Raw genomic sequence first — 25,159 nt, 5'->3', positions numbered from 1 at the left:
ATCAACCCATGTTTGATAAAGTCCTTATTGCCAACCGCGGCGAGATTGCCTTGCGCATCCAGCGGGCATGCCGCGAGCTGGGCATCAAGACGGTCGCCGTCCATTCCGAGGCCGACCGCGAAGCCAAGTACGTCAAGCTTGCCGATGAATCCGTATGTATCGGCCCGGCCCCTTCCGGCCAAAGCTACCTGAACATCCCCGCCGTCATCAGCGCGGCCGAAGTCACCGATGCGGAAGCCATCCATCCCGGCTATGGCTTCCTGTCCGAGAATGCCGACTTCGCAGAGCGCGTCGAGCAAAGCGGCTTCACCTTCATCGGCCCGCGCGCGGAAACCATCCGCCTCATGGGCGACAAGGTCAGCGCCAAGGACACCATGAAGGCTGCTGGCGTGCCTTGCGTCCCCGGTTCCGACGGCGCGTTGACCGACGACAGCGATGAAATCTTACGCATCGCCAGGGATATCGGCTATCCGGTCATCATCAAGGCTGCCGGCGGCGGCGGCGGTCGCGGCATGCGCGTCGTGCACACCGAGGCAGCGCTGCTCAATGCGGTCAGCATGACCAAGGCGGAAGCGCAGGCCGCCTTCGGCAACCCCATGGTCTACATGGAGAAATTCCTCGAGCAGCCGCGCCATATCGAGATCCAGGTATTGGCCGACCAGCACGGCAATGCCGTTTACCTAGGCGAACGCGATTGCTCCATGCAGCGCCGCCATCAGAAGGTGCTGGAAGAAGCACCGGCCTTCGGCATTACGCCGCAATTGCGTGACAAGATCGGCACCGCCTGTGCCGAGGCCTGCAAGCGCATCAACTATCGCGGCGCAGGCACGTTCGAGTTCCTGTATGAAAACGGCGAGTTCTACTTTATCGAGATGAACACGCGCGTGCAGGTGGAGCATCCCGTCACCGAAATGGTCACCGGCATCGACATCGTCAAGCAACAGATCCTGATCGCAGCCAACGAAAAGCTCAGCTTCAAGCAAAAAGACATCAAGCTGGCTGGCCATTCGATCGAGTGCCGCATCAATGCGGAAGACCCTTTCAACTTCGTGCCGTCTCCAGGCCGCATCACGACCTTCCACATGCCTGGCGGCCCGGGCATCCGCGTCGACACCCATGCCTATCAAGGCTACATGGTGCCGCCGAACTATGATTCCATGATCGGCAAGCTGATCGCCTACGGCGATACGCGCGAGCAAGCGATTGCCCGCATGCAGATCGCCCTGTCGGAAATGGTGATCGAAGGCATCAAGACCAATGTGGCCCTGCACAAGGAATTGCTCGCAGACGCGGCATTCCACCAGGGCGGCACCAGCATCCACTACCTGGAACACAAACTGGGTATTGCAAGCAAGTAATGGCTTGGATCTCACTCAAAATCGAGGCCCAGGACGACAACGCCGAACTCCTGAGCGACACCCTGATGGAGCTTGGCGCCCTCTCTGCGAGTATTGAGGATGCCAATGCCGAAACACCGGACGAGCAACCCATCTTCGGCGAGCCTGGCGACCCGCCTCCCGGCATCTGGCAGCAAAATGTCGTCAGCGCATTGCTGGATGAGGACGCAGACCTGGATGCCTTGTTAAAGGAACTCAGTGCGGCGACAGGCATCGCGGATTTCCGCTATAGCACGGAGACCATCGCCGAGCAGGACTGGGTGCGCACGACACAATCGCAGTTCGAGCCCATCCGTATCCGCGATGACTTGTGGATCGTGCCTTCATGGCATGATGCGCCCAACCCAGACGGCCTCAACATCGTGCTGGACCCCGGCTTGGCGTTCGGCACCGGCAGCCACCCGACCACCCATTTGTGCCTGAGCTGGCTTGCCGATACGGTGACACCGCAGGCCAGCGTGCTGGATTACGGCTGCGGTTCCGGAATTCTCGCCATCGCGGCGCGCAAGCTGGGAGCCGGCAATGTGGTTGGCGTGGATATCGACGCCCAGGCCATTCAGTCCAGCGTGTACAACGCAGGGCAGAATGAGACCGATGCCAGCTTCTACCTGGCCAGCGACCTGCCCGGCGGGCAATTCGACATCGTCGTGGCGAACATCCTTTCCAGCGCGCTCTCGGTGCTTGCGCCTGCCCTTGCACGCACAGCAAAACCTGGTGGCAAAATTGCGCTATCCGGCATCCTGCGTGAACAAGCCGACCAAGTCGGCGCCATCTACCAGGAGTGGTTCGACATGAACCCGCCTGTTTTCATGGATAGCTGGGTGTTGCTCACAGGAAGCAGAAGGTGACCACCTGATATGCGGCTAGTGACCTCCTGCCCAGCGTGCGATACCCGATTCCACGTCAAGCCGGAACAACTGGCGGCCCATGGCGGCGACTTGCGCTGCGGTCAATGCCGGCATCTCTTCAATGCCGGCTCGCGGCTCTATGAAATCCTGGAGCCGCAAACCCTGGCACCATTGCCACCCGCTCCTGCAAGCGAGGAGCCCGTCCCCGATCAGATTACCGCTGAGGCGGAAGAGGCAAGCCATGCCCTGCCTCACGAAACGAACTTCACCTCCGGCGAAGCGGACAGTGGAACAGCGGAATCGCCAGGGCCGGAAGACATTCTCCCTACCGAGGAATTAATCACCGCCCCTGAGCCGGAATCGGCGGATACTGTTGAGATCGACCGCGGGGAATCGGTAGATACTGAAACGGAACCCCTCAGTGCAGGTGTATTCAGCGAACAGTATGCAGACGAGCAGGCAGCAGAAATTCCCGAAGCGGATGAGCAACCCGTTGCCGCCAGCTTCCTCGCCCCGGACAAACCCGTGCGTCAACGGCGCTTTCCCCTCTGGCTGGCAGTGCCGCTCAGCCTGCTGCTGCTATTGGCGCTGCTCGGTCAATCGATCTATTTCTTCCGCACCCAGCTGGCGGGATACTGGCCGGCCAGCAGGCCGACCCTGGAGTCCGCCTGCCAATGGCTGGGTTGCACGGTGCCGTTGCCACGCAATGCGGAACTGCTGGCGCTGGACGATTCCGACTTACAGGAGGATTTCGAGCATCCCGAGGTCATCCAGCTGTCGACCAAGCTGATCAACAACGCAGCTTATACCCAGGCCTATCCCATGCTGGAGCTGACGCTGACCGATGACGACGACCAGCCCAAGCTGCGCCGTATTTTCAAGCCGGAGGAATACCTGCCATCAGGCCTGGATATCCAGGCGGGCTTGGCCGCCAATGGAGAAATCCAGGTCAACCTAGCATTCTCCACCAGCGGGGAAACAGTATCCGGCTACCGGGTGTTCGTCACTTACTAATCCGGTTTTCCCTTTAAGGTCGCTTTCAGCGTCCGCATACTAATGAAAATCATGAGGCTCAGATCATGATGCTGCGCATGGCATTAAAAGGCGCACGCTATATGATAGGAACCATGGATTGCGCGGTAAGGTTGATGACCGTGTGGCCCCTACCCCAAACTTAAAGGAGATACATTATGTGGACCAAGCCAGAAGTGACCGAAATGCGTTTTGGTTTTGAAGTAACCATGTACGTTTGTAACCGCTAAGTTGTTGCTCATCTCCGTACAAAAGGGGCCGCCAGGCCCCTTTGCTTTTCCTATTACCAATACAACCCTATAAGCTACTTCTCTTCATGACACTGCAATCGCACTGGTTGTCGCATCTAATCTCGTAATGAATTAAGAATGGATTATTCCGCTATGGATTGCAAACAAGGCGATTTCAATGCCCTGACCGCCTGCAACAGGCAATCGATGGCTTTCTCCCTGGTGTAGCCCTTGCGCCAGGCCAAGGCCATGCGGCGGGTCGGCACTGGATCTGCAAACGGGATCATCCTGATCAGCGGGTTCTGGTAGCGTTCCACCGCCGCGCTGCACGGCAGCACGGTAATGCCCAGGTTGGAAGCGACCATATTGCGTATGGTCTCCAGGGAGTTGCCCTGCAGCACCTCGCCATGGCGCGACAGTTCCGGGCACGCCAACACCACCTGGTTGCTGAAGCAATGGCCGCTGTTAAGCAACAGCACCTTCTCGTCAGCCAGTTCCTCCGCTTGGATTTCCTTGCGGCCCGCCCAGGGATGGATGTCCGGCACCGCCACAACGAAACTCTCGTCGTACAAAGGCTCGCAGCGCACGCCGGGCACATCGAACGGCAAGGCAATGATGGCGGCGTCAATCACGCGATTGCGCAATTGTGTCTCCAGGTTGGCCGTCAGGTTTTCCTCCACCTCCAATGGCATTTCCGGCGCAAGGTGGCGCAAGGCTGGAATGATTTCGGGCAACAGGTAAGGGCCGGTGGAATAGATCACGCCCAGCTTGAACGGCCCCGCCAGCTGGTTATTGCCCAGGCGCGCAATTTCCTTGATGCGGTTGGATTCTTCCAGCGTGCGGTTGGCCTGGGCAATGATCTGCTCGCCGATCGGCGTCGTGGCCACGTCCTTGTGGCTGCGCTCGAAAATGGTGACGCCCAGCTCCTCCTCCAGCTTCTTCACAGCCAGGCTCAGGGCCGGCTGGCTCACAAAGCATTTCTCCGCGGCGCGCCTGAAATTGCGTTCTTTCGCCACGGCAACAATAAACTTGAGTTCACTTAACGTCATGTGGAAATAATAATTAATATCAATCGAATGTAATTAATTAATAAGCAGATGATATATCTTATCAAAAAAAACCATCATCTCTAGCATCCCTAAACCATTCCATTGATGATAGATTGCGTGGTTTTACCTTAAGAACCTGCTTGTGTCCGCCGTATTAAACTGGCTCAAGGGCTTGAAACCGCAACAAAGCCCGGTAAACCACCAAGAAAAATTGCGTGCCTGCCTGGGTGCCCTGCTCGGCATCCTGGTGAGCGGTTTCCTGAGCGCCTGGCTGCTAGGGGCAGAAAGCCTGCCGTTCCTGATTGCACCGCTGGGCGCGTCAGCGGTGTTGCTGTATGCGGTGCCAGCCAGCCCGCTGGCCCAGCCATGGTCCATCATGGGTGGCAACCTGGCTTCCGCACTGGTGGGCATCGCCAGCCTGCACTGGATTGCCAGCATTCCCGTCGCGGCCGCCGTCGCCGTGGCGCTTGCCATCGGCCTGATGTTCGCATTGAGATGCCTGCACCCGCCGGGCGGCGCCGTGGCATTGACCGCCGTGTTGTCGGGCCCGCTGGCGTTGGAGCACAGCACTTATTTCCTGCTGCTCGTCGCCATCAATTCAGGCCTGCTGCTGTTGGTGGCGCTGGCCTACAACAATGCCACGAAGCGGCGCTATCCGCACCAGGCCAGAACCGAGCCCAACCTCCATAAAACCCAGGACTTGAGCCCGGCACACAGGGTAGGGTTCTCGAGCGCCGACCTCGATGCCGTACTCGAGGAATACAACCAGGTGCTGGATATCGCCAGGGACGACTTGGAAAACCTGTTCCTGCAGACCGAAATGCAGGCGTATAAACGCCGCTTCGGGGAAATCACCTGCGGCGACATCATGTCGCGCGATGTGATCAGCGTGGAATACGGCACCTTGCTGGAAGAAGCCTGGCCGCTATTGCTCGACCACCACATCAAGGCCCTGCCCGTGGTGGATCGCGCCCGCCGCGTGATCGGCATCGTCACGCGCTTCGACTTCCTCAAGCATGCCAACCTCGACGCCTATCCCGACTTCGAGGAGAAGCTCAGGAAATTCGTGCGCCGCACTTTCCTGGTGGAAACCGACCAGCCCGAAGTGGTTGGCCAGATCATGACCAGCAAGGTGCTGACGGCCGATATGGAAACGCACATCGTGCAGCTTGTACCGCTGCTATCAGAGTCTGGCATTCACCATGTACCAGTCCTGGATCACGAACGCCGGCTGGCCGGCATCGTGACCCAGACCGATTTGATTGCCGCCGTCTACCGCGGAAGGCTGGAAGAAAAAAGCGCCTGAAACATCAGGCGCTCATTACTTACATCATCGATGACACGATTTACTGCACACTCGTCTGGCGCAGCGCCTGGAAATCCGCCCCGCTCGGGTTCTGGAATACACGCAAGCCGAACTCGGGCAGGATTGCCAATAAATGGTCGAAAATATCCGACTGGATCGCTTCGTACTGCACCCAGGCGGTCGTATTGGTAAAGCACCAGATTTCCAGAGGAATGCCCTCCGCAGAAAGGTTCTGCTGGCGTACCACCATCGTCATGCCTTGGTGCACCCTGGGATTATGCTTGAGATATTGCTCCACATATGCACGGAAAGTCCCGATGTTGGTCACGCGGCGGGTATTGATCGGTTGCTTTCCCTTCTCACCCAATGCCTTGTTCCACTCATCCAGCTCATCCTGCTTCTTCTTCAGGTAATCGTCCAGCAAGCTGAATTGCTGCAAATGCGCCAGCTCTTCGTTCGTCAGGAAATGAATGCTGTTCTGGTCGATGAAAATACTGCGCTTGATGCGGCGTCCACCAGACTCGAACATGCCGCGCCAGTTCTTGAACGAATCCGTGATGAAACGCTTGGTCGGGATCGTCGTGATCGTCTTGTCCCAGTTCTGCACCTTGACGGTGTGCAGGGCAATGTCGATCACATCACCATCGGCATTGAGTTGCGGCATCTCCACCCAGTCGCCGACACGGATGATGTCGTTGGAACTGATCTGCACACTCGCCACCAGCGACAGCAAAGTATCCTGAAAAATCAACATCAGCACCGCCGCCATGGCACCAATACCAGACAACAGAATCACGGGAGAACGATCCATCAAGGTCGCTACCACCAGAATCGCCGCCAGAATATAAATGACCAGCTTCACTACCTGCACATAGCCCTTGATCGGCTTGCGGTGTGCATCAGGGCGCTGTTGCCAGACATCGTTGACCACATCCAGCGCCCCGGCAATCGCCAGACCGATAGTCAGCACGATAAAACCATGCGCGACGTTACGTACCACCGTCACCAGCGCCTCGGGCAAACCAGGAATCCAGGCAATGCCCACCGAAATGATCAATGCCGGCACAATATTCGACAGTCGCGCCACCACGCGACTTCTGGCAATCGCCTGCCCCACGGAGGCAGAGCGCAATATCTTATGCAATCCCCGCACCAGGATATGCTTGACAATCCAGTTGGCAACCCATGCGCCCGTCAACAGCAATGCAACGCATACCACACTGAATATTTCCTGATGACCTTGTAGCCAAGCCACCAAATTGCTCCAATCTTCTCTCATTACTTTCCTTCCTGCTTGTAAAACACGTGCGGCCGGGACTTGGCCGGCCACTTCGACATATTCCTCCCCACCAATGCAAAAGCGCCAACAGCCTTACGCAGCAAGGATCGGCGACCAATGGATGAGGTTGGGAACAGCCTGTTAGTACACAGGATATGCGATAGGTTCAGAAAAACGCATTGGCTAGGCTTGAAGAAGAACACAATCCAAAAACATGCATGTCTTAATGTCCAGTCGCTCGGTAAGCGTAACCGAACTAAAGAAAAGCCCTGCGGCAGGCAGAAGGCCATGCAGTAGCCGTACTCAATCACAACCGGCCTGAGGCTTATCTCGTACCGGCAGCGCTGTATCAGCGCATGGTGGAAATGCTCGAAGAGCAGGCAGATGCCAAATTGGTGTTGGAACGCCGGAAAGAACAGGGTATCGAAGTCTCGATTGATGAGCTATAAACTCGCCTTCAAATTGAGTGCAAAAAAGGAATGGGGATAAGCTGAACGCCACCATTCGGAAACCATTGAAAAAAAGCTCCAAGAGCGGCTTGAGCAGCCAAGTGCCTTCTGCCGCCTTATCCGGTGTGCCAGATTGCATCGGTTACCGGCTGATTTACGAATTCAGCGATACTACAGTAACGCCAGGCAGTGCGTCATGGCGCGCACCATGTGCTTCTTGATGGTGGTGACGGAGACTTGCTGGCGTTCGGCAATGGCGACATAGCTCGCGCCTTCCAGCTGCGCCATGAGGAAGATGGCGCGGGTGCGCGGCCCCAGGCCATCCAGCATCCGGTCGACTGCGATCAGGGTTTCCAGCACCAGCAGGCGCTGTTCGGGAGAAACCGCCAACGGTTCCGGCCGTGCTTCGAGGGCGTCGAGATAAGCCTGCTCCAGCGCACGGCGGCGGAACATATCCGCCACCAGCCCGCGCGCAATGGTGCTCAGATAGGCCCTGGGCTCGCGTATCTCGGCACGCTGGCCGGTATTGAGTAGGCGGATGAAGGTATCCTGCGCCAGGTCTGCCGCCTGCTCGGCATCCCCCAGCTTGCGGCGGAGAAACTGGAACAGCCAGCCGTGGTGGCGGGTATAGAGCTGGTGCAAGCCTGCCTGGGAGGGGTCGGAAATGGTCATGATGATGAAAATTGAGAATTATTCTCATCATATCAGCCGGACATCGCTCGCATCAATCTCCAATATCCGGGTTTGTCTGGCATTGTCCTACATGAAGATCAGCCTCGAGCCGATGCCGTGCATTATTGTTGAGCTCTATGCTGGAGGCTCAATATCGAAGGAGCAACGTCATGAAATTCCTGATCAAAGCCGCAGTACTGACTTATGTCGTCAAGCGCATTGCCAAATCCTACCTGAGCAAGGCGTAATTTTCACTGGGAGTCTTGGCTCCCTTTTTCTTGTGCCGTGTCTGGTCAATTGGTAAAGGATCATCATGGATTTCCATCTCAGCCTGGCCCCGCTTGTTTCCCTGATTGCCGGCATCCTGATTCTCGTCATTCCGCGCCTGCTCAACTACATCGTGGCGCTCTACTTGATCATTATCGGCATCCTCGGCTTGGTGGGAACCAATACCCTGTAAAGCCCGAAAATCGTCCAAAAATGTCTCCAAACGGCGTCACACCGGGCTTTAAATAGAAAAATTTGCTGGATTCCGCGCCAAAAGGGGTTTCATTGAGCACAGGTTGTGATATTTTCTCCTCTGTTACTACTTAACCTGGTAACGAGGCGAAGTATCAGCCTTACCAAAACTAGCTTGATAACCCAATAACACAAGGACTGGACACATATGAACAAGACAGAACTGATCGAAGAAATCGCCAAGGAAGCGGGAATCTCCAAGGCTGCTGCTGGTAAAGCTGTTGATGCATTCACTGCATCCGTAACTGCAGCCCTGAAGGGTGGCGATACAGTAACACTGATCGGCTTCGGTACTTTTGGCGTTTCCGAGCGTGCTGCCCGCACTGGCCGCAATCCTCAAACCGGTAAGGAAATCAAGATTGCTGCCCGCAAGGCCCCTAGCTTCAAGGCTGGCAAGGCACTGAAGGACGCATTGAACTAAGCGGTTGCATTGTTCGATGGACCAATAAAACGCCAGCCGATGCTGGCGTTTTTTATTGGTCAACGGGGTAGCGCCTTCTCGAAGCAGCAACTGACCGGGTTGCCGATATAAGGCCCGAAAGGCGCAATGGGCCGGTAGCCCAGGCCTTGGTAAAGCGAGATGGCAGGTGCCTGCAGATTCCCTGTCTCGACCAGCAGGCGCTTGACTCCCTGCTGCCATGCCCGGCGCTCGAGGTCGGCCAGCAAACGCTTCGCCAAGCCATGGCCGCGTGCGGATGGCGTAACGAACAGGCGCTTGATTTCTGCCGCATCTGCCGCCGAGGGCACCAAGGCGACACAACCCAAGGGCTGGGCTTCGCCGCGCGCAATCAGCGCCAGGGATGGCTGCAGCACTGCAGGCTTGGGCATGCCAGGATATATCTGGAAAAGCTCATGTTCCAGCGCTTGCAATAGCGATCGCATATCGTGGCCGGCGAAATCGCACGCCTCGATCGCGACCTCGCCCAGAGGTTCACTCTTCATCCTGGTCCGGGGAATGGTACTCAAAATCCTCGTAAACCGACTCTGCAATCGGCAACAGCGCTTCGTGCAAAGCCTGTTCCGTCATGACACTATATTGTCGTTGCGCGGTCAAAGCCGGATCGGGTTCCAGCGCCTGCAACAAGGGCTCGTAATCGTCGCCCGAGACGCCGAAATGGTCGTCGCTGCCCACAGGCTTGCTATAGGCCAGTGAATATTGCCGCTGGCGCAACTCAATATCGAATCTGATATTAAAATAGGGGGTTGCAGCGTCATTCTCCCGCGACTCGCCGTAATCGATGTCGAGCAGGATGGCGTTCACTCCCTGGATGCTGATGGCTTTGCCGTGTTGCGTCACTGCAGTTTCCTTACTGACTAAATCCAGCATTGTACTGGTTTTGAACCACGATATAACTCATCAAACATGAGGAGGAAGTAATGGCCAAGGTCTTGAAGACAGACGCCGAATGGCGCGAGCAACTCACCCCGATGCAATATGAAGTCACGCGCCATGCCGCCACCGAGCGCGCCGGCACGGGGGAATATGCCTTTCATTTCGAGCATGGCATTTATTATTGCGTATGCTGCGGTACGCCGCTGTTCGCCTCGGATACCAAGTTTGACGCCGGCTGCGGCTGGCCCAGCTATTTCGAGGCGCTCGACCCGGACAATATCCGTGAGGAGTCGGATACGTCTTACGGCATGGTGCGTACCGAGGTGATCTGCAATGTCTGCGACGCCCACCTCGGGCATGTGTTCCCCGATGGCCCGCCGCCCACCGGCCTGCGCTACTGTATCAATTCCGCATCCTTGCGTTTCGAGCCGCGCTGACCCTATGCGTGAACTTGACGAACTGTTCGCCGCACTGGGACGCTCGCGCTTCCGCAGTTCGTTCAAGCTCAACGCGCACGACCGCACCTACCTGCATGCCAAAGGGCTGCCGGTGATCCAGGACCATGCGCGCGACTTCATCGCCAAGCGCCTGGCGCCGGCCGTGATCGCCAACGATGGCAAGCAGACCCCTTATCGCGGCCATCCGGTATTCGTGGCGCAGCACGCCACCGCATGCTGTTGCCGGGGCTGCCTGCAGAAATGGCACTTGATCCCCGCAGGGAGCGCATTGAACGCGGATGAACAGGCATATGTCGTGCAAGTGCTGATGCACTGGCTGGAAAACGTTTATTGACATGGAAACAGGGTTTTACAGAAGCGCGGCTTATGCATATCATGGCGACCCAAGACGACAGTAGCGAAATATTTCCAGCCTGACATGAGCACTTCCCTAGACACCGATATCCTGCTGGTTGGCGGCGGCATCATGAGCGCCACCCTGGGCACCCTGCTGCACAAGCTCAACCCAGACCTGCGCATCACGCTGGTGGAACAGCAGGCGGAAGTGGCGACCGAAAGCAGCGACGGCTGGAACAATGCCGGGACCGGCCATGCCGGGTATTGCGAACTCAACTACACGCCGCAGAACGCGGACGGCAGCGTCTCCATCGCGCGTGCGCTCAAGATCAACGCGGCTTTTGAAGAGTCCCTGCAATTCTGGGCCTGGCTGGTGGAGCAAGGGATACTGCGGGAGCCTGCCAGCTTCATCAATCCCACGCCGCATGCCAGCTTCGTCTGGGGCGAGAAGGACGTGGCCTTTCTGCAGAAGCGCCACCGGGCGCTGAGCGCGCATCACCTGTTTTCCGATATGGAGTACAGCGAAGACTCTGCCGTGCTGCAGCAATGGATGCCGCTGGTGATGGCGGCCCGAAAAGCGGATATTCCGGTGGCGGCGACCCGCGTCGCCTATGGCAGCGACGTCGATTTCGGCTCCCTCACCCGGCAACTGGTGCAGCATTTGCAGTCAGCGCCTGGGTTCAAGCTGCTCACCCGCCATGCCGTCACCGGCCTCAAGCAACAGCAGGGCCGTTGGCAGGTGAAGGCGGCCGACTTGTCCAAAGGCAAGCCTTTGGGCATCCGTGCCGGATTCGTCTTCCTGGGCGCCGGCGGCGCCACCCTGCCCCTGCTGCAAAAATCCGCCGTTAAGGAAGCCAAGGGCTACGGCGGCTTCCCGGTCAGCGGACAATGGCTGGTGTGCCACAACCAGGACGTCATCAACCGGCATCACGCCAAGGTCTATGGCAAGGCGCCCATCGGCGCGCCGCCAATGTCCGTGCCCCATCTGGATACCCGCATCATCAACGGCAAGCCGGCCTTGCTGTTCGGGCCGTTTGCCGGGTTCACCACCCGCTTCCTCAAGCAAGGGTCGTTGCTTGACCTGGTCAGCTCGGTCAAACGAGGGAACCTGAAATCCATGCTGGGGGCCGGCCGCCACAATATGGATCTGACGCGCTACCTGGTCGGGGAAGTGTTCCAGACCCATAAACAGCGCGTGGCGGCATTGAGGAATTTCTATCCCCAGGCAAAAGAAAGTGAATGGTCACTTATCTCCGCCGGCCAGCGCGTGCAGATCATCAAGGAATGCGACCAGAAAGGCGGCAGGCTGGAGTTCGGCACCGAGATCGTATCTGCCGGCGATGGCAGCCTGGCGGCATTGCTGGGCGCCTCCCCCGGCGCCTCCACCTCGGTGCCGGCCATGCTGGAAGTATTGCAGCGCTGCTTCGGCCAGCAATTGCAAAGCGCCTCCTGGCAAGAGCGCATGCGCGAGATGCTGCCGTCCTACGGGCAATCCCTCATAGAAGACGCCGAATTGCTGCGCACGGTGCGGCGCCGTACCCTTACGAGCCTGAAGCTGGCGTAGAGCCAGCCTCATCCGCTCCCCCAACAGCTCTAGCTCAACCATTTCCATTTGTCCTACACGCATATCAGAGTTTTTCAGATAACGCTGGCTTCGAGCACACGTTATAGTGGCTCCACAATTTCAGTTACATAAAGGAAACCATCATGCATGCCTTATTGAATCTGGTGCTGGTAACCGTCATGTTTGGCCCGATTGCGCTGGGCTTCATTTTTGGTTAAGCCCAATCAAGTTTTGCAAGCCGCTGGCATTTGTCAGGATTAGCGACTGTCCGTCCTCCCCTATCGAACTAATCCGGGTTGCTTCACAGATAAAAGGCGTCTTGAGCGCCGAAGCCTCCCAGACAAATGCCAGCAAGCGCTGCTTGCCCCCAGGCCTGAGACCGCCCCCACCATCTTCAGTCCGTTTCGCCCCCCATCCTCGTTTTGTAGCCGATTTCCTGTTGTCTGTTCTTCACAAAAAATCTTCTGATGACGGCGGTCAGCCCATTCCTACATTTCTTTCAGTAACATGCCGATTAATGCTGTCAGCCTACCTTTCTAGAATGCATACGTGTTCTCTATAACTAAATCCAAAAAGGAGTCTTAAATGAAAGCGAATTTGAAAAGCCTAGTCCTGATCAGTGCCCTGATGATGCCAGTTGCCAGCTTCGCTGCTGAAGGCGACAGCATTGAAACCAAGCTGAGCGACTCTGTCGTCACCACCAAGGTGAAGGCTGCTTTCGCCAAGGACAAGCTGGTCAGCGCTACGGACATCAAGGTTGAGACCGATAGCGACGGCCTGGTGCAGTTGAGCGGCACAGCCAAGAGCAAGGCTGAAGCTGAGCATGCCGTGAAGCTGGCTAAGAGCGTCAAGGGCGTGACCGGCGTCAAGGACGATATCGTCGTTCCTTAAGCTGTCGATGCGTTGAAATCAAATGCATTGAAACCAAAATGGGGCTGATGCCCCATTTTTGCGTTCATGCCATCTTGAACCTGAGATTGAGGTAAGCCAGGATTTCCTGCTTGAGCTGCTCGTGGAACCGCTCCCGGTCGAACCCTTCAGGGTCGACAGTCGGCAACGCCCCTCCCTGCTTGATCTTGGGCGGAAATGGGCTGAGAAAAGAGAAATGCCCGGCGTTCTTCACGCAACGGCTGGTGATGTTGGCTGGATCGCGCACGCCCTTCAGCACAATGTCGTTGTGCCACGCTGGGGTGTAGGGGTCATGCTCGGCGCTGAGCATGAGAATAGGCACGTTGACGCCTTCGAGCGCATGCTCTGGCGCGAACCATACCGTGGCAGGCGCCAACAACACCAGCGCCTTGACCCTGTCGTCGTGCTCCACTTCGACAATCGCGGGTTCGGGCCCGTGATAACCCGGCTTGAACGCTTCAGGCGGATACCATGGCGTCCCCCCGGCCAACGCCAAAGCGGCATAGCCGCCCATGGAATGCCCGATGACGCCGAGCTGGCCCGCCTGCAGGTGCGAGCCGAGGAAGGCATCCCGGTAGAGCGCGTCGGCGGCGAGCTTGAGGTGGCGCGGGCGGTATTGCAGGTTTTCCACCTTGCCCATGAATTGATTGTCGACCCGGTTGTTGCCGGGATGCTCGATCATCGCCACGACATACCCGTGCTGCGCAAGATAGGCGGTGATGGTCCGGTACAACAGGTGGGAGCCGCCGCTGCCGTGAGAGACCAGGATCAAGGGATATTGCCCGGGGGCCACGGGAGCATCCGGGCCGACATCCATGACATAAGGGCCAAACGTATGACTGACAGGCACCTGCCGCGTGGGATACATCGCCAATGCGGGAAACGAGAGCCCATGCTCTTCATCCGCCAACCTGAATTCTTTCACGCCAACAAACATATTGAAATCAATCAGTTGATCCGATGTAACAGGCAAAATAAAAGCAGACGCTCAAGGTCTGCTTTTATTGGAATTGGCGTCCCCACGGGGATTCGAACCCCGGTTACCGCCGTGAAAGGGCGATGTCCTAGGCCTCTAGACGATGGGGACATGAAACATAATGTTTCTAGAGGGTGCGAATTCTAACCAAAAACCCTGATGAACACCAGCTTATTTTGAAAAAATATTACGCTAAACAAAAATCCACGATTTGATGCAGACCTGCACAATCATTGCTAGCATAGCGCCCAGATGAAAGACCCCCGTTTCCCCGACCGGCGTATCGCCCATCTCGACATGGACATGTTCTTTGCCGGGGTGGAATTGCTGCGCTATCCGGAACTGCGCGGCAAAGCCGTGGTGGTAGGCGGCCGTTCGGCTTACCAGCCAAGGCAGTTGGCCGACGGCAGCATCCAATTCTTCCGCTTGCGCGAATACAACGGACGCGGCGTGGTGACCACCTCGACCTATGAGGCCAGGGCCTTCGGCGTGTTTTCTGCCATGGGCCTGATGAAATCCGCGCAACTGGCGCCGGACGCCATCCTGCTGCCCGCTGATTTCGAGTCCTACCGCCATTATTCCAGGCTGTTCAAGGCCGCGGTCGCCGCCATTGCGCCGCAGATCGAGAACCGCGGCATCGATGAAATCTATCTCGACCTCAGCGCCCACGAGGAAGACACCGCCGCCCTCGCCCAACGCTTGAAGGACGCCGTGTTTGAGGCCACCGGCCTTTCCTGCTCGATCGGCATTGCGGCCAACAAGCTGCTGGCCAAGATCGCCTCCGACCTCGACAAGCCCGACGGGCTCACCATCATCGACGACCAGGCTTTCCGCGAGCGCATCTGGCCGCTGCCCGCCAAGAAGATCAACGGCATAGGCCCCAAGGCGGCGGTCAAGCTGGAAAAGCTCGGCATCCACACCATCGCCGACCTCGCGTCAGCCGACCTCGCCCTGCTGCAGGAAAACTTCGGCCAGAGCTATTCGCACTGGCTGATGCGCGTAGCCCGGGGAGAGGACGACAGACCCGTGGTCACCACCTCGACGCCCAAGTCCATGAGCCGTGAAACCACCTTCGAGCGCGACATGCACGCCCAACAGGACAAGCGCCTGCTCGGCACGGCCTTTACCTCGCTGTGCGAGCGCGTCGCCGGCGACCTGCAACACAAAGGCTATCTCGGCCACACGGTGGGCATCAAGATCAAGTACCAGGATTTCCGCACCGCCACCCGCGACCTTACCCTGCCCGCTCCCGTCAACGACGCCGCCGCCATCCGCCGCGCTGCGGGCGCCTGCCTGAAGCGCGTATCGCTGGATCAGCGTTTCCGTTTGCTGGGCGTGAAGGTCAGCAACCTGGTGCGCGCAGACGAAATCGAACCGGACCCGCCGGAACAGGCCAGCCTGTTCGGCTGAAACTGCTTGATGCTGAGACGCTCAGGCCTGCCATTGCGCCGGAATATGGGCCACGAGGAAGTCGATCAGCAGCCTGAGCTTGCCGGCAGCGGCCTGGCGATCGCGGTAGCAGGCATAGAAATCCAGGGGCTCGATCTCGACGGCGGGCGCTTTTTCGCCGCCCGGTTCGAACAAGGGCACCAAGCGGCCCTGCGCAATCAGGCGGTCGGCAACAAACGCTCCAATGCGCGCAATCCCGGCACCGGCCGCCGCCATGACCGCCAGGGAGTCGATATCGTTGCAAACCAGAGTATCGTTAAGCTTGGCCTCGAAGCTCAGGCCATCCCTAGCAAACCTCCACCCCAGCAAACGCCCGTCCAGGGGCACGCGCAGCACCAGGCATTGATGATGAACCAGCTCGTCCGGGTCATGCGGGACGCCGTGCTGGGCGAGATATGCCGGGGAGGCGCAGAAGCGCAACGGCACCCGTGCGATCCGCCGCGCCACCAAGCCCGGCTCCAATTGCTGAGAGAACCGGATGCTGAGGTCGATCTCCTCGCGGATATGGTCGACGTAATGGTCCGCCAGCACCAGCTCCACCTTGAGCCTGGGATAGCGGATCGCAAACGCTGCCACTATGGGAGCCAGCACGTTGCGCCCGAAAGCGGCGGAACAGGCGATACGCAACTTGCCGCGCGGCTCGCCGGCAAGCTCGTGCAGCTCTGCCTGGGCATGCGCGAGCTCCTCGATCACCGATTGCACGCGCTGGTAATAAAGCTGGCCGCTTTCGGTCAAGGCGAGGCTGCGCGTGGTCCTGGCCAGCAATCGCGTACCCAGCTGCTGTTCCAGCCGGGCAATGTTCTGGCTGGCGGCAGCGGCTGAAATTCCCAGCCTTCTGGCCCCGGCGGCAATACTGCCCTCTTCCACCGCCTTGACGAAGCTGCTTATGCCTTTCAGGTTATCCACAAGACCGCCTTTTTTGTATATTGCGATTAATTCGTAAGTTTAACTTGAAAATAAATTTAGGGTTTTGCTACTACTGGCTTACGAACAACTTGGATACAGTGGCGCCAATGATATCCATTGGAACAACAAATTATGCGTCGCTTATCCAACTTTAACCTCGGCCTGCCCAAGCGATATACCCCTGTCGCATTCGCGTTTTTCATGTCCGGCATCATGGCCATGCTGATGTGCCTGGTCATCGTGGGCGCCAACAGCGGCCTTGGGCCAGGCTATCTTGAAAGGGTGATGAAATCCTACGAACTGGCCATGCCAGTGGCTTTTGTATGCGTGTTAATGGTGCGACCGATCGTCATGCGGCTGGTCGCGGTGACAATCCGGCCTTGAATCTGTGTGCATTCACTTTCTCCGACAGCCTTATCGGAACCCGGACTATGCACGCGAATCGGCGCTATCGTTACACTGAGCCTCAGGATATCTGCTGAGGAAAGCCGATTTCAGCGGAACTGTTTAGCCTGGAAACCATCCATATTGATAGGAGGGCGTCATGCCAGTGATCGAAAAATCCATACAAGTGAACGTACCAGACCAAGTGGCCTATGACCAATGGACGCAATTTGAAGATTTTCCATTATTCATGGAAGGCATTATCGAAGTTACCCAGTTGGACGACACCCATTTGCACTGGAAGGCTGAAATTGCCGGGCAACGCAAGGAATGGGATGCGGAAATCACAGAGCAGATTCCCGGCAAGCGCATCGCTTGGCACAGTCTCTCCGGCGCGCGTAATGCCGGCGTCGTGACTTTCCACCACATCGACGATTCGACTTCGCGCATTATGCTGCAAATGGATTACGACCCGGAAGGCTTGCTGGAAAACGCCGGTGACGCCATCGGAGTGCTCAGCCACCGCGTGACAGGCGATCTGGAGCGCTTCAAGGGATTCATCGAATCACGCGGCGCGGCTACCGGTGCCTGGCGCGGCCAAGTCGACCAAGGCACTCAGCGAGTAACGACGCCCCGTCATTAGCATCATTCACATCCACGTTAGGAGGTTGTTCATGAAACTACTACTCAAGACCCTGATCGCAGGCTACGTCGCGAAGAAGCTGACACACTATTACCTCAATCATAAAAAGCCGAAAACCGTAGAAGTCTGACCCCAAGCCGGGCATGCCCGGCTTGTTTTTTTGTGAAATCCCGCCATGCGCCATCTTTCCCGCCTGCTCACGCTGCCGATGCTGTGCCTCACGCTCAATGCCTTGTCGTCACATGCGCAAGAATCCAACCAATCCTTGAATGGCAGCTGGCAATTCCAGCCTGTCGCCGATCCAGGCAATGTCACGCCTCAACTGCAGGCGCCCGCGCTCGGCTGGAAGAAGATCAACGTCCCGGACAATTGGTATCGGCAAGGCCATAACATCAGCGGTTTTGCCTGGTACCAGACCCAGTTCAAGCTGAACGCGCAGAATGCCTCCCGGGTGGCCCACCTGGTATTCAACGGCGTGGACTATGCCGCCGACGTATGGCTGAACGGCCGCTACCTGGGGCATCATACCGGCTACTTCCAAGCATTCGAGTTCGATGTCACCGGCCTGGTGAAGCCTGGAGATAACCAGTTGCGCGTGTTGGTGAACAGCCCCTTGGAAAAACCCGAGGATTGGTCCTTGCACAAACGTCTGGTGAAAGGCATTTTCAGCCATCACGATACCCGGCCCGGCGGCGCTTGGTCCGAGCGCGGGCAGGAAAAGAACACCGGCGGCATCTGGGCGCCAGTCGAATTGCAGTTTGCCGACCAGGCCGCAGTGCGCCAATTGCAAGCCACCCCCCGCAAGCAGGCAACGCAAGCAAAACCCCAGCATTGGGAGATCAAGACGGAAGCCGTGATCCGCCAACATGTTTCACATGAAACACCCGTGACTGTGGAAGCCAGCATCAGCCCGGAAAACTTCAATGGGCCGGCAGTGCATTTTTCGCAGCAGCAAATCTTGAAAACAGGGAACAACCGCCTAGACCTCAGCTTCCCCTTGGACAATCCTGCCCTGTGGTGGCCCTACGAACATGGCAAGCCTAATCTGTACAAGCTGGAACTCAGCCTCAAGGACGCCTCGGGCAAGCTGCTGGACCGGCAGCAACAGGTATTCGGCGTGCGGGAAGTCAAAGCGGATGAGAGCCTGCAATGGTTCGTCAACGGCCGCCGCATGTTCCTCAGGGGCACCAACTATATCGCCAGCCAATGGCTGGCCGAGATGACGCCGACGCGCTACCGGCAGGACCTGGAAATGATGCAGGCGGCCCATATCAACGCCGTGCGCGTGCACGCGCATGTCACCGGAAAGGATTTCTACGAACTATGCGACCGCATGGGCATATTGGTCACGCAGGATTTCCCGTTGTTGTGGGGCTATAGCGACGACCCGGCCTTTGTCATAGAGGCGCGCAGCCAGGCGAAAGACATGGTGCAGTCCCTGCAGCGGCACCCGTCCATCATTTCCTGGACCATGCACAACGAGCCGCCGTGGGATTCGCCCTGGATGGCGCAGAAATATCCGGACTATCAACCCGACCTCAACCGCAAGCTGGACGAATTGCTCTACGAAGATGCCCGCAAGCTGGATACGTTGCGCGTGGTGCGCAAGGAATCAGCCACCAAGGAGCATGAATGGATGGGCTGGTACTTCGACCATTGGCTCGCCTTTGCGCGCCCTGCCCCTACGCCTTGGAGCACGGAATTCGGCGCCCAGGCGCTGCCCAACCTCAAGGGCCTGAAACGCATGTTCAGCGAAGAGCTGCTTTGGCCCGATAGTGAGGACAAATGGCGCGAGTGGGAATATCACAACTTCCAGCGCAAGGAGACGTTCGAGTTCGCCGGGGTGAAACAAGGCCGCAATATCGAGGAATTCATCGCCAACAGCCAACATTACCAGGCGCGCTTGATTCAGTTCGCGGTGGAAAACTACCGCCGCCAGCGCTATAGCCCGGTCTCTGCGGTATTCCAGTTCATGTTCGTGGAAAACTGGCCTTCCATCAACTGGGGCATCGTCGATTACTGGCGCGATCCCAAGGCAGGCTACGAAGCATTGCGCACCGCCTACCAACCCGTGCTGCCTAGCCTGGAATGGAAGCAGGACGAGTACGAGGCTGGCGCGTCGCCCCAGGTCGGCCTATGGGCGATCAACGACACCTGGCGCGGCTTCGAGCACGCCAGCTATACGGTAACCTTGTATCGGGATGGCAAGCAATTGGATACGCTCAAACTGCCGCTGGAAATGCTGCCTGATTCCGGCCACAAGCTGCGCGACTACCCGCTGCCGGTACTGGAGAAAGGGCAATATGAGCTCAAGGCCGAGATCACCGGGCAGGATGGCAAATCCATGGGGCGCAACCAGTACCGTTTCAGCGTGAAGTAGCCTTGCAAAGGTATTAGCGCAAGCCACCTGGAAACGCTATCCCAGCTTGTCGTCCGCTACCGGATAATTCGGGTCTTCGAGTAGGTTGACCTCGACCAGGTCGCGCGCACGGCCGAGCAGGGCCCGGCAATCCGGGCTCAGGTGCTTGAGCGATAGCTGCTTGCCCTGCTGGGCGTAACGCTCGGCCAAGGCATCGATCGCGGCCAGCGCCGAGTGGTCCACCACCTTGGCCTGCTTGAAATCCACTACGACCTGCGCCGGGTCATCCTGCGGGCTGAATAGGGCCTGGAAGTTGGCAATCGAGGCAAAGAACACGCTGCCCTTGAGCATGTAGACCTTGCGCCCGGCCTCGTCGACATAGGCACTGGCCGAGATTTCCTTGGCATGCTCCCAGGCAAACACCAGCGCCGAGACGATCACGCCGACCAGCACCGCCACCGCCAGGTCACTAACCACCGTGATGAGCGCCACCAGGATGCCAACGAAGATATCCGCCTTGGGCACCCTGCCGAACAGCCGGAAGCTGCCCCACTCGAAGGTCTTGATCGCCATGACGAAAATCACCCCGATCAAGGCAGCCAGCGGGATCATCTCGATCCAGTGCGAGGCAAACAAGATGAACGAAAGCAGGAAGGCCGACATGGCAATGCCGGACAGGCGCTTCAGGCCGCCCGCGTTCATGTTGATCATGCTCTGCCCTATCATGGCGCAGCCGCCCATGCCGCCGAAGAACCCGGTCACCACGTTGGCCGCGCCTTGCGCCATCGATTCGCGGTTGGGCTGGCCGCGCGTATTGGTCATCTCGTCGATCAGGTTGAGCGTGAGCAAGGTCTCGATCAGGCCGATCGCGGCCAGGATCAAGGAGTAAGGGAACACGATCTTGAGGGTTTCCAGGCTGAGCGGCACTTGCGGCACATGCAAGCTGGGCAACCCTCCCGCAATCGAGCCCAAGTCTCCCACAGTCTTGGTTTCCAGCCCCATCGCCGCAACCGCTGCCGACACCACTACAATCGCGGCCAATGCGGAAGGCACGATCTTGGTCAGTCGCGGCAGCAGGTAAATCACCAGCATCGTCAGCGCTACCAGTGCCAGCATGGTGTAGAGCAACGGCCCGCTCATCCATTGCATGCTGCCGTCTTCCGACGCCACCTTGAAATGGTTGAACTGGGCGAAGAAGATCACCATGGCCAGGCCATTCACGAAGCCGAGCATCACCGGGTATGGCACCATGCGGATGTACTTGCCCATCTTCGCCGCCGCGAACAATATTTGCAGCGCCCCCATGAGCACCACGGTCGCAAACAGGTATTCTACCCCGTGCTGCACCACCAGGGCCGTCATCACCACCGCCAGCGAACCCGCCGCGCCGGAAATCATGCCGGGACGCCCGCCAAAGGCGGCGGTAATGAACGAGACGATGACCGCGGCATACAAACCGGTTAATGGCGAGACGTGCGCCACAAAGGCAAACGCGATGGTTTCCGGCACCATCGCCAGTGCCACGGTCAGGCCGCTCAATACATTGGTTTTGATCTGGGCAGGGTTCAGCCCTCTGGATACTGCATTCGACATCATATGCTCCTGTTTGCTGCGCAATCGCACCCTTCATGCGCAGAATGGTTCAGCCATACACGACTCATGGGCGTGGAAATCCCGGTTAAATTATTGCTGAATCAATGGATTACATCGGTCTGATACAGTATGAAACGGATAACAACAGCATGTATTATTTCATCAATGGCAGATCGGACCAAATGAACATAGGCAAAAACCGTTAATACGCTGGATATTTTTCAGCAACAACCGCGCTTAGGAGCATCCAGGATGGAAAACCAATGGAGTGTCTACAAAATCGCCCCGATCGACCACGGCTGGCATTACCTCAAGACCGTGAACGAAACTGCGCGCCTGCTGGGCGGCAACTGGGCTGAGGCAGAAATCGACGGCTTGGTGGCAGACCAGCCGACAGTGGAAGCATTCCTCGCGGCGTACCGCTTTGCGCGCGATGCCGCGATCGCCTATGGCTATGACGGCATCAACCGTCAAGAACCGGTGGTATTCTGGCTTCCCGATGCCGCAGTGTTCAGCTACGGGTTTGTTTTCAAGTCGGATATCGGCGGGGTGACATACGTGGTATCCCCCAATCCGCTTATTAATTAAGCCTTCAGAAAATTTGGTGCAGCATCGCCCCACATCTCACCCACCGATCCTCGCGGAAATTCACCAAGGACGGTTAAACCAACGATAACAATCGACTATCAACCCGGAGTCAGGGATAGTCCACTATAAGTCATTCTGGTAGACTGATAACGATTTTGAACGACTTTGCGGCTTTAACCAGAGAGCCAATGCCATGAATTCCGAACCGTGGGTCACAGCAATCGATGTCGCTAAGCATCTGGGCGTCGTAAAAGACACCGTTTATCGCTGGCGCGAGCGAAAGGGTTTGCCAGCGCACAAGATAGGTCGGCTGTGGAAGTTTCAGCTCTCCGAGGTTGATGCATGGGTGCGGGCGGGAGGAGCTGACGAAGACGATGCGCACGACAGGTTAGATACCGACCGCCACACATCAGGGGGATGAATGGACAAGTACCAGCTTAGTGAGCGTGATATCTGCACCAAGTTCATCACGCCTGCTATTGTGCAGGCGGGCTGGCAGCAGCATCAGTTTCGCGAGGAAGTGAATCTCACGGACGGACGCGTCATGGTGCGCGGCAAGCTTGCGGCACGCATTAAGAATCCCGATGCTAAAGGTGGCCCTAAGCGCGCGGACTTCGTTTTGTATGCCCGGCCCAACATACCGATTGCGGTAGTCGAGGCCAAGCAAGCGCGCTTTTCGGTCGGCCACGGCATGCAGCAGGCACTGGCCTATGCCGAGATGGTAGATGCCCCCTTTGCCATCAGCAGTAATGGCGACGGCTTCCTGCTGCACGACCGCACTGGCCTGACGCAGCCCAGCGAGCGCGAGCTCTCACTCAGCGAGTTTCCATCACTGGACGATCTTTGGCCGCTTTATCAGCAATGGAAAGGCCTTGTTGAGCCTGCCGCAGTTAAGCTAATTGAGCAACCGTTCTACACCGACGGCAGCGGCAAGGAGCCACGCTATTACCAGCGCGTCGCTATCAACCGTGCCATCGAAGCCATCGCCAAAGGACAGCAGCGCGTGCTGCTGGTAATGGCCACCGGTACCGGCAAAACCTACACCGCATTCCAGATCATCTGGCGTATGTGGAAAGCCAAAGCGAAAAAACGCATCTTGTTTTTGGCCGACCGCAACATCCTGGTCGATCAAACCATGCAGCAAGACTTCGCCCCCTTTGGGGAGGTCATGCACAAGGTCTCCAACCGCGAGATCAAGAAAAACTACGAGATCTATCTTGCCCTTTATCAGGCGGTTACCGGCAAGGAAGAATGGAAGCAAATTTACAAGCAGTTTCCGGCCGATTTTTTCGATCTTGTCGTTGTTGATGAATGCCACCGTGGCAGTGCCGCTGATGATTCAGCCTGGCGCGATGTGCTCGAATACTTCAGCAGCGCCACACACTTGGGCCTGACGGCTACGCCGAAAGAAACCAAGGAGGTCAGCAACATCACCTACTTTGGCGACCCAATCTACACTTACTCGCTGAAGCAAGGTATCGAAGACGGCTTCCTCGCGCCCTACAAAGTGATCCGAATCGCCACCGATGTCGATGCCGTGGGTTACACCCCCGAAAAAAACAAGATCGACAAACTCGGCCAGGCGGTGGAACAGCGCCAATACAACACGAAGGATTTTGACCGCACCCTGGTGCTGGAAAAACGCACCAAACTGGTGGCCAGCAAAGTATGGGAATACCTCAAGGCCACCGACCCAATGGCCAAGACCATCGTGTTTTGTGATGACCAGGACCACGCCGAACGCATGCGGCAAGAGCTGGTCAAGCTCATCCCGGCCGCTGCCAGCAACCGCCGCTACGTCATGCGCATCACCGGCGACGACAACGAAGGCAAAGCGCAGCTTTCCTACTTCATCGACAACGACGAGCCTTACCCCGTCATCGCCACCACCTCCAAACTGCTGACCACCGGTGTAGATGCCAAGACCTGCAAACTCATCGTACTGGACCAGAACATCAACTCAATGACTGAGTTCAAGCAGATCATTGGCCGTGGCACCCGTTTGCGCGAGGACTACCAAAAGCTGTACTTCACCATCATGGATTTCAAGGGTGCGACACGCCTGTTCGCGGACCCAGATTTCGACGGTGAACCGGTGGTGATATACGAGCCCAAGCCCGATGAACCCATAGTGCCGCCTGACATCATCAACCCGCCTGGCATCAGCGAACCCGAGCCCCCACCCTATGACCCTGACCTGAATGATGGTGATGACACGCCACCCGGCGGCGACACGGGCGGAGGCGGTGGCGGCGAAGGCCGCGTCAAATACGTGATCGACGATGTCAACGTGCGCGTGGCGGTGGAGCGCTCGCAGTACCTCGATGCCGATGGCAAGCTCATCACCGAGGATTACCGCGTTCTTTTGAAGGACGACATCAAGAAAGCGCTTCAGGCCGAGTTCGGCAGCATGACCGACTTCCTGCGCCGGTGGAACAGTGCTGAACGCAAACAGGCCGTATTAGAAGAGCTCGCCGATCAAGGTGTGCCGATCGAAATCCTGCGACAGGCCGTGGCCAACGGCAGAGAGCTGGATGTGTTTGATCTGGTCGCCCATGTTGCCTTCGACCAAAAACCGCTTACCCGTCGCGAGCGTGCGAACAACGTGAAGAAGCGGGATGTGTTTGGCAAATATGGCGAGCAGGCCCGTGCCGTGCTCGAAGCTCTACTCGATAAGTTCGCCGACCACGGCGTGCAAGACATCGAAGACGCCAAGGTACTGGAACTGCCGCCGTTTGACCAGTTTGGCAGCAAAACCCAGATCCGGCGCGGCATCTTTGGCAGCGTTGAGCAATATACCCGGGCCGTGCAAGAGCTTGAACAAGCGCTCTACGACCAAAATGAATTGAAACAGGCCTGAGCCCGTAAATCGAGAACCAC

Annotated in this window: 26 protein-coding genes and 1 tRNA gene; 18 read left to right on the top strand and 9 right to left on the bottom strand. The window is 57.7% G+C overall.

The window, feature by feature from the left end; all coding sequences use genetic code 11:
* The first annotated feature begins 8 nt into the window (after nt 1–8).
* The 4 genes from accC to pqqA all read left to right on the top strand — a co-directional run bounded on the left by accC (nt 9) and on the right by pqqA (nt 3,507).
* On the top strand, nt 9–1,358 hold the full coding sequence (gene accC, locus ACKF11_RS06215) for an acetyl-CoA carboxylase biotin carboxylase subunit (RefSeq protein ID WP_407996363.1): 1,350 nt from the start codon (nt 9–11) through the stop codon (nt 1,356–1,358).
* Nucleotides 1,358–2,245 (top strand): 50S ribosomal protein L11 methyltransferase, encoded by an 888-nt coding sequence (gene prmA / locus ACKF11_RS06210; protein WP_407996362.1) that lies wholly within the window; start codon nt 1,358–1,360, stop codon nt 2,243–2,245. Before accC ends, prmA begins: the two co-directional genes overlap by 1 nt.
* Before the next feature lie 9 nt (nt 2,246–2,254).
* A complete protein-coding gene (locus tag ACKF11_RS06205; RefSeq protein ID WP_407996361.1) occupies nt 2,255–3,259 on the top strand; it encodes a zinc-ribbon and DUF3426 domain-containing protein in 1,005 nt (334 codons plus the stop codon).
* A 176-nt stretch (nt 3,260–3,435) separates the two neighbouring features.
* Nucleotides 3,436–3,507: a pyrroloquinoline quinone precursor peptide PqqA gene (gene pqqA / locus ACKF11_RS06200; RefSeq protein ID WP_081774944.1), complete on the top strand. Its 72-nt coding sequence runs from the start codon at nt 3,436–3,438 to the stop codon at nt 3,505–3,507.
* Between the two features lie 143 nt (nt 3,508–3,650).
* Here pqqA and ACKF11_RS06195 read toward each other — a convergent pair whose 3' ends face one another.
* On the bottom strand, nt 3,651–4,556 hold the full coding sequence (locus ACKF11_RS06195; RefSeq protein ID WP_407996360.1) for a hydrogen peroxide-inducible genes activator: 906 nt from the start codon (nt 4,554–4,556) through the stop codon (nt 3,651–3,653).
* 142 nt (nt 4,557–4,698) lie between these two features.
* Between ACKF11_RS06195 and ACKF11_RS06190 the strand changes: the two genes are divergently transcribed.
* Nucleotides 4,699–5,862, top strand: a complete 1,164-nt coding sequence (locus ACKF11_RS06190) for an HPP family protein (RefSeq protein ID WP_407993508.1) — start codon at nt 4,699–4,701, stop codon at nt 5,860–5,862.
* Nucleotides 5,863–5,902: 40 nt separating this feature from the next.
* Here the strand turns inward: ACKF11_RS06190 and ACKF11_RS06185 are convergent, their stop codons facing one another.
* Both ACKF11_RS06185 and ACKF11_RS06180 read right to left on the bottom strand, forming a co-directional pair.
* Nucleotides 5,903–7,117: a mechanosensitive ion channel family protein gene (locus ACKF11_RS06185; RefSeq protein ID WP_309566009.1), complete on the bottom strand. Its 1,215-nt coding sequence runs from the start codon at nt 7,115–7,117 to the stop codon at nt 5,903–5,905.
* Nucleotides 7,118–7,761: 644 nt separating this feature from the next.
* On the bottom strand, nt 7,762–8,262 hold the full coding sequence (locus ACKF11_RS06180; protein WP_407996359.1) for a sigma-70 family RNA polymerase sigma factor: 501 nt from the start codon (nt 8,260–8,262) through the stop codon (nt 7,762–7,764).
* 313 nt (nt 8,263–8,575) lie between these two features.
* Here ACKF11_RS06180 and ACKF11_RS06175 point away from each other — a divergent pair, with 313 nt between their 5' ends.
* Together ACKF11_RS06175 and ACKF11_RS06170 are read left to right on the top strand one after the other, a co-directional pair.
* Nucleotides 8,576–8,722 carry a DUF3096 domain-containing protein gene (locus ACKF11_RS06175; RefSeq protein ID WP_309566005.1) on the top strand — a complete coding sequence of 49 codons (147 nt, stop codon included), beginning with the start codon at nt 8,576–8,578 and terminating at the stop codon, nt 8,720–8,722.
* A 207-nt stretch (nt 8,723–8,929) separates the two neighbouring features.
* Complete coding sequence (locus ACKF11_RS06170; RefSeq protein ID WP_230342959.1) at nt 8,930–9,202, top strand: HU family DNA-binding protein; 273 nt, start codon at nt 8,930–8,932, stop codon at nt 9,200–9,202.
* Between the two features lie 59 nt (nt 9,203–9,261).
* On the opposite strand, the gene ACKF11_RS06165 is transcribed toward ACKF11_RS06170, so the two are convergent.
* Together ACKF11_RS06165 and ACKF11_RS06160 are read right to left on the bottom strand one after the other, a co-directional pair.
* Nucleotides 9,262–9,723, bottom strand: a complete 462-nt coding sequence (locus tag ACKF11_RS06165; RefSeq protein WP_407996358.1) for a GNAT family N-acetyltransferase — start codon at nt 9,721–9,723, stop codon at nt 9,262–9,264.
* Nucleotides 9,713–10,078 (bottom strand): hypothetical protein, encoded by a 366-nt coding sequence (locus ACKF11_RS06160; protein WP_309566003.1) that lies wholly within the window; start codon nt 10,076–10,078, stop codon nt 9,713–9,715. Before ACKF11_RS06160 ends, ACKF11_RS06165 begins: the two co-directional genes overlap by 11 nt.
* An 80-nt stretch (nt 10,079–10,158) precedes the next feature.
* Here ACKF11_RS06160 and msrB point away from each other — a divergent pair, with 80 nt between their 5' ends.
* The 4 genes from msrB to ACKF11_RS06140 all read left to right on the top strand — a co-directional run bounded on the left by msrB (nt 10,159) and on the right by ACKF11_RS06140 (nt 13,363).
* Nucleotides 10,159–10,551, top strand: coding sequence for a peptide-methionine (R)-S-oxide reductase MsrB (gene msrB, locus ACKF11_RS06155; protein WP_309566002.1), 393 nt, complete (start codon nt 10,159–10,161; stop codon nt 10,549–10,551).
* A gap of 4 nt (nt 10,552–10,555) precedes the next feature.
* The gene (locus ACKF11_RS06150) at nt 10,556–10,906 is read left to right on the top strand and encodes a DUF4186 domain-containing protein (RefSeq protein WP_407996357.1); all 351 of its coding nucleotides are present in this window, start codon (nt 10,556–10,558) and stop codon (nt 10,904–10,906) included.
* An 84-nt stretch (nt 10,907–10,990) separates the two neighbouring features.
* Nucleotides 10,991–12,472 (top strand): malate dehydrogenase (quinone), encoded by a 1,482-nt coding sequence (gene mqo, locus ACKF11_RS06145; RefSeq protein ID WP_407996356.1) that lies wholly within the window; start codon nt 10,991–10,993, stop codon nt 12,470–12,472.
* A gap of 585 nt (nt 12,473–13,057) precedes the next feature.
* The gene (locus tag ACKF11_RS06140) at nt 13,058–13,363 is read left to right on the top strand and encodes a BON domain-containing protein (RefSeq protein WP_309565999.1); all 306 of its coding nucleotides are present in this window, start codon (nt 13,058–13,060) and stop codon (nt 13,361–13,363) included.
* Nucleotides 13,364–13,427: 64 nt separating this feature from the next.
* On the opposite strand, the gene ACKF11_RS06135 is transcribed toward ACKF11_RS06140, so the two are convergent.
* Nucleotides 13,428–14,306 carry an alpha/beta hydrolase family protein gene (locus ACKF11_RS06135; protein ID WP_407996355.1) on the bottom strand — a complete coding sequence of 293 codons (879 nt, stop codon included), beginning with the start codon at nt 14,304–14,306 and terminating at the stop codon, nt 13,428–13,430.
* Between the two features lie 86 nt (nt 14,307–14,392).
* Nucleotides 14,393–14,468, bottom strand: a tRNA-Glu gene (locus ACKF11_RS06130).
* Between the two features lie 141 nt (nt 14,469–14,609).
* On the opposite strand from ACKF11_RS06130, the gene dinB reads away from it, so the two are divergent.
* On the top strand, nt 14,610–15,767 hold the full coding sequence (gene dinB / locus ACKF11_RS06125; protein ID WP_407996354.1) for a DNA polymerase IV: 1,158 nt from the start codon (nt 14,610–14,612) through the stop codon (nt 15,765–15,767).
* A 21-nt stretch (nt 15,768–15,788) separates the two neighbouring features.
* Here dinB and ACKF11_RS06120 read toward each other — a convergent pair whose 3' ends face one another.
* Entirely contained in the window at nt 15,789–16,712 is a 924-nt protein-coding gene (locus ACKF11_RS06120) for a LysR family transcriptional regulator (protein ID WP_309565996.1), read from the bottom strand.
* A gap of 132 nt (nt 16,713–16,844) precedes the next feature.
* Between ACKF11_RS06120 and ACKF11_RS06115 the strand changes: the two genes are divergently transcribed.
* The 3 genes from ACKF11_RS06115 (at nt 16,845) to ACKF11_RS06105 (ending at nt 20,119) form a co-directional block, all read left to right on the top strand.
* Nucleotides 16,845–17,096, top strand: coding sequence for a DUF2798 domain-containing protein (locus tag ACKF11_RS06115; protein WP_407996353.1), 252 nt, complete (start codon nt 16,845–16,847; stop codon nt 17,094–17,096).
* A 160-nt stretch (nt 17,097–17,256) separates the two neighbouring features.
* Nucleotides 17,257–17,739, top strand: coding sequence for an SRPBCC family protein (locus ACKF11_RS06110; RefSeq protein ID WP_309565994.1), 483 nt, complete (start codon nt 17,257–17,259; stop codon nt 17,737–17,739).
* A 175-nt stretch (nt 17,740–17,914) separates the two neighbouring features.
* Nucleotides 17,915–20,119 carry a glycoside hydrolase family 2 protein gene (locus ACKF11_RS06105; protein ID WP_407996352.1) on the top strand — a complete coding sequence of 735 codons (2,205 nt, stop codon included), beginning with the start codon at nt 17,915–17,917 and terminating at the stop codon, nt 20,117–20,119.
* Between the two features lie 36 nt (nt 20,120–20,155).
* On the opposite strand, the gene ACKF11_RS06100 is transcribed toward ACKF11_RS06105, so the two are convergent.
* Nucleotides 20,156–21,694: a SulP family inorganic anion transporter gene (locus tag ACKF11_RS06100; protein WP_510338912.1), complete on the bottom strand. Its 1,539-nt coding sequence runs from the start codon at nt 21,692–21,694 to the stop codon at nt 20,156–20,158.
* A gap of 249 nt (nt 21,695–21,943) precedes the next feature.
* On the opposite strand from ACKF11_RS06100, the gene ACKF11_RS06095 reads away from it, so the two are divergent.
* The 3 genes from ACKF11_RS06095 (at nt 21,944) to hsdR (ending at nt 25,139) form a co-directional block, all read left to right on the top strand.
* On the top strand, nt 21,944–22,279 hold the full coding sequence (locus tag ACKF11_RS06095; RefSeq protein ID WP_407996351.1) for a glycosyltransferase family protein: 336 nt from the start codon (nt 21,944–21,946) through the stop codon (nt 22,277–22,279).
* Nucleotides 22,280–22,472: 193 nt separating this feature from the next.
* Nucleotides 22,473–22,700, top strand: coding sequence for a helix-turn-helix domain-containing protein (locus ACKF11_RS06090; RefSeq protein ID WP_407996350.1), 228 nt, complete (start codon nt 22,473–22,475; stop codon nt 22,698–22,700).
* Nucleotides 22,701–25,139, top strand: coding sequence for an EcoAI/FtnUII family type I restriction enzme subunit R (gene hsdR / locus ACKF11_RS06085; protein WP_407996349.1), 2,439 nt, complete (start codon nt 22,701–22,703; stop codon nt 25,137–25,139).
* Nucleotides 25,140–25,159: the final 20 nt, after the last annotated feature.

This window comes from Methylobacillus draconifructus (assembly GCF_045984385.1).
Taxonomy (GTDB): domain Bacteria; phylum Pseudomonadota; class Gammaproteobacteria; order Burkholderiales; family Methylophilaceae; genus Methylobacillus; species Methylobacillus flagellatus_A.
The sequence above is the reverse complement of the archived record's forward strand: the minus strand, read 5'-3'. Positions and strand labels throughout refer to the sequence as shown.

Bases quoted from the DNA above. Each gene is read 5' to 3' on its own strand.
- accC (WP_407996363.1), top strand. From the start codon at position 9: ATGTTTGATAAAGTCCTTATTGCCAACCGCGGCGAGATTGCCTTGCGC.
- prmA (WP_407996362.1), top strand. From the start codon at position 1,358: ATGGCTTGGATCTCACTCAAAATCGAGGCCCAGGACGACAACGCCGAA.
- ACKF11_RS06205 (WP_407996361.1), top strand. From the start codon at position 2,255: ATGCGGCTAGTGACCTCCTGCCCAGCGTGCGATACCCGATTCCACGTC.
- ACKF11_RS06195 (WP_407996360.1), bottom strand. From the start codon at position 4,556: ATGACGTTAAGTGAACTCAAGTTTATTGTTGCCGTGGCGAAAGAACGC.
- ACKF11_RS06180 (WP_407996359.1), bottom strand. From the start codon at position 8,262: ATGACCATTTCCGACCCCTCCCAGGCAGGCTTGCACCAGCTCTATACC.
- ACKF11_RS06175 (WP_309566005.1), top strand. From the start codon at position 8,576: ATGGATTTCCATCTCAGCCTGGCCCCGCTTGTTTCCCTGATTGCCGGC.
- ACKF11_RS06170 (WP_230342959.1), top strand. From the start codon at position 8,930: ATGAACAAGACAGAACTGATCGAAGAAATCGCCAAGGAAGCGGGAATC.
- ACKF11_RS06165 (WP_407996358.1), bottom strand. From the start codon at position 9,723: ATGAAGAGTGAACCTCTGGGCGAGGTCGCGATCGAGGCGTGCGATTTC.
- msrB (WP_309566002.1), top strand. From the start codon at position 10,159: ATGGCCAAGGTCTTGAAGACAGACGCCGAATGGCGCGAGCAACTCACC.
- ACKF11_RS06150 (WP_407996357.1), top strand. From the start codon at position 10,556: ATGCGTGAACTTGACGAACTGTTCGCCGCACTGGGACGCTCGCGCTTC.
- mqo (WP_407996356.1), top strand. From the start codon at position 10,991: ATGAGCACTTCCCTAGACACCGATATCCTGCTGGTTGGCGGCGGCATC.
- ACKF11_RS06140 (WP_309565999.1), top strand. From the start codon at position 13,058: ATGAAAGCGAATTTGAAAAGCCTAGTCCTGATCAGTGCCCTGATGATG.
- dinB (WP_407996354.1), top strand. From the start codon at position 14,610: ATGAAAGACCCCCGTTTCCCCGACCGGCGTATCGCCCATCTCGACATG.
- ACKF11_RS06115 (WP_407996353.1), top strand. From the start codon at position 16,845: ATGCGTCGCTTATCCAACTTTAACCTCGGCCTGCCCAAGCGATATACC.
- ACKF11_RS06110 (WP_309565994.1), top strand. From the start codon at position 17,257: ATGCCAGTGATCGAAAAATCCATACAAGTGAACGTACCAGACCAAGTG.
- ACKF11_RS06105 (WP_407996352.1), top strand. From the start codon at position 17,915: ATGCGCCATCTTTCCCGCCTGCTCACGCTGCCGATGCTGTGCCTCACG.
- ACKF11_RS06100 (WP_510338912.1), bottom strand. From the start codon at position 21,694: ATGATGTCGAATGCAGTATCCAGAGGGCTGAACCCTGCCCAGATCAAA.
- ACKF11_RS06095 (WP_407996351.1), top strand. From the start codon at position 21,944: ATGGAAAACCAATGGAGTGTCTACAAAATCGCCCCGATCGACCACGGC.
- ACKF11_RS06090 (WP_407996350.1), top strand. From the start codon at position 22,473: ATGAATTCCGAACCGTGGGTCACAGCAATCGATGTCGCTAAGCATCTG.
- hsdR (WP_407996349.1), top strand. From the start codon at position 22,701: ATGGACAAGTACCAGCTTAGTGAGCGTGATATCTGCACCAAGTTCATC.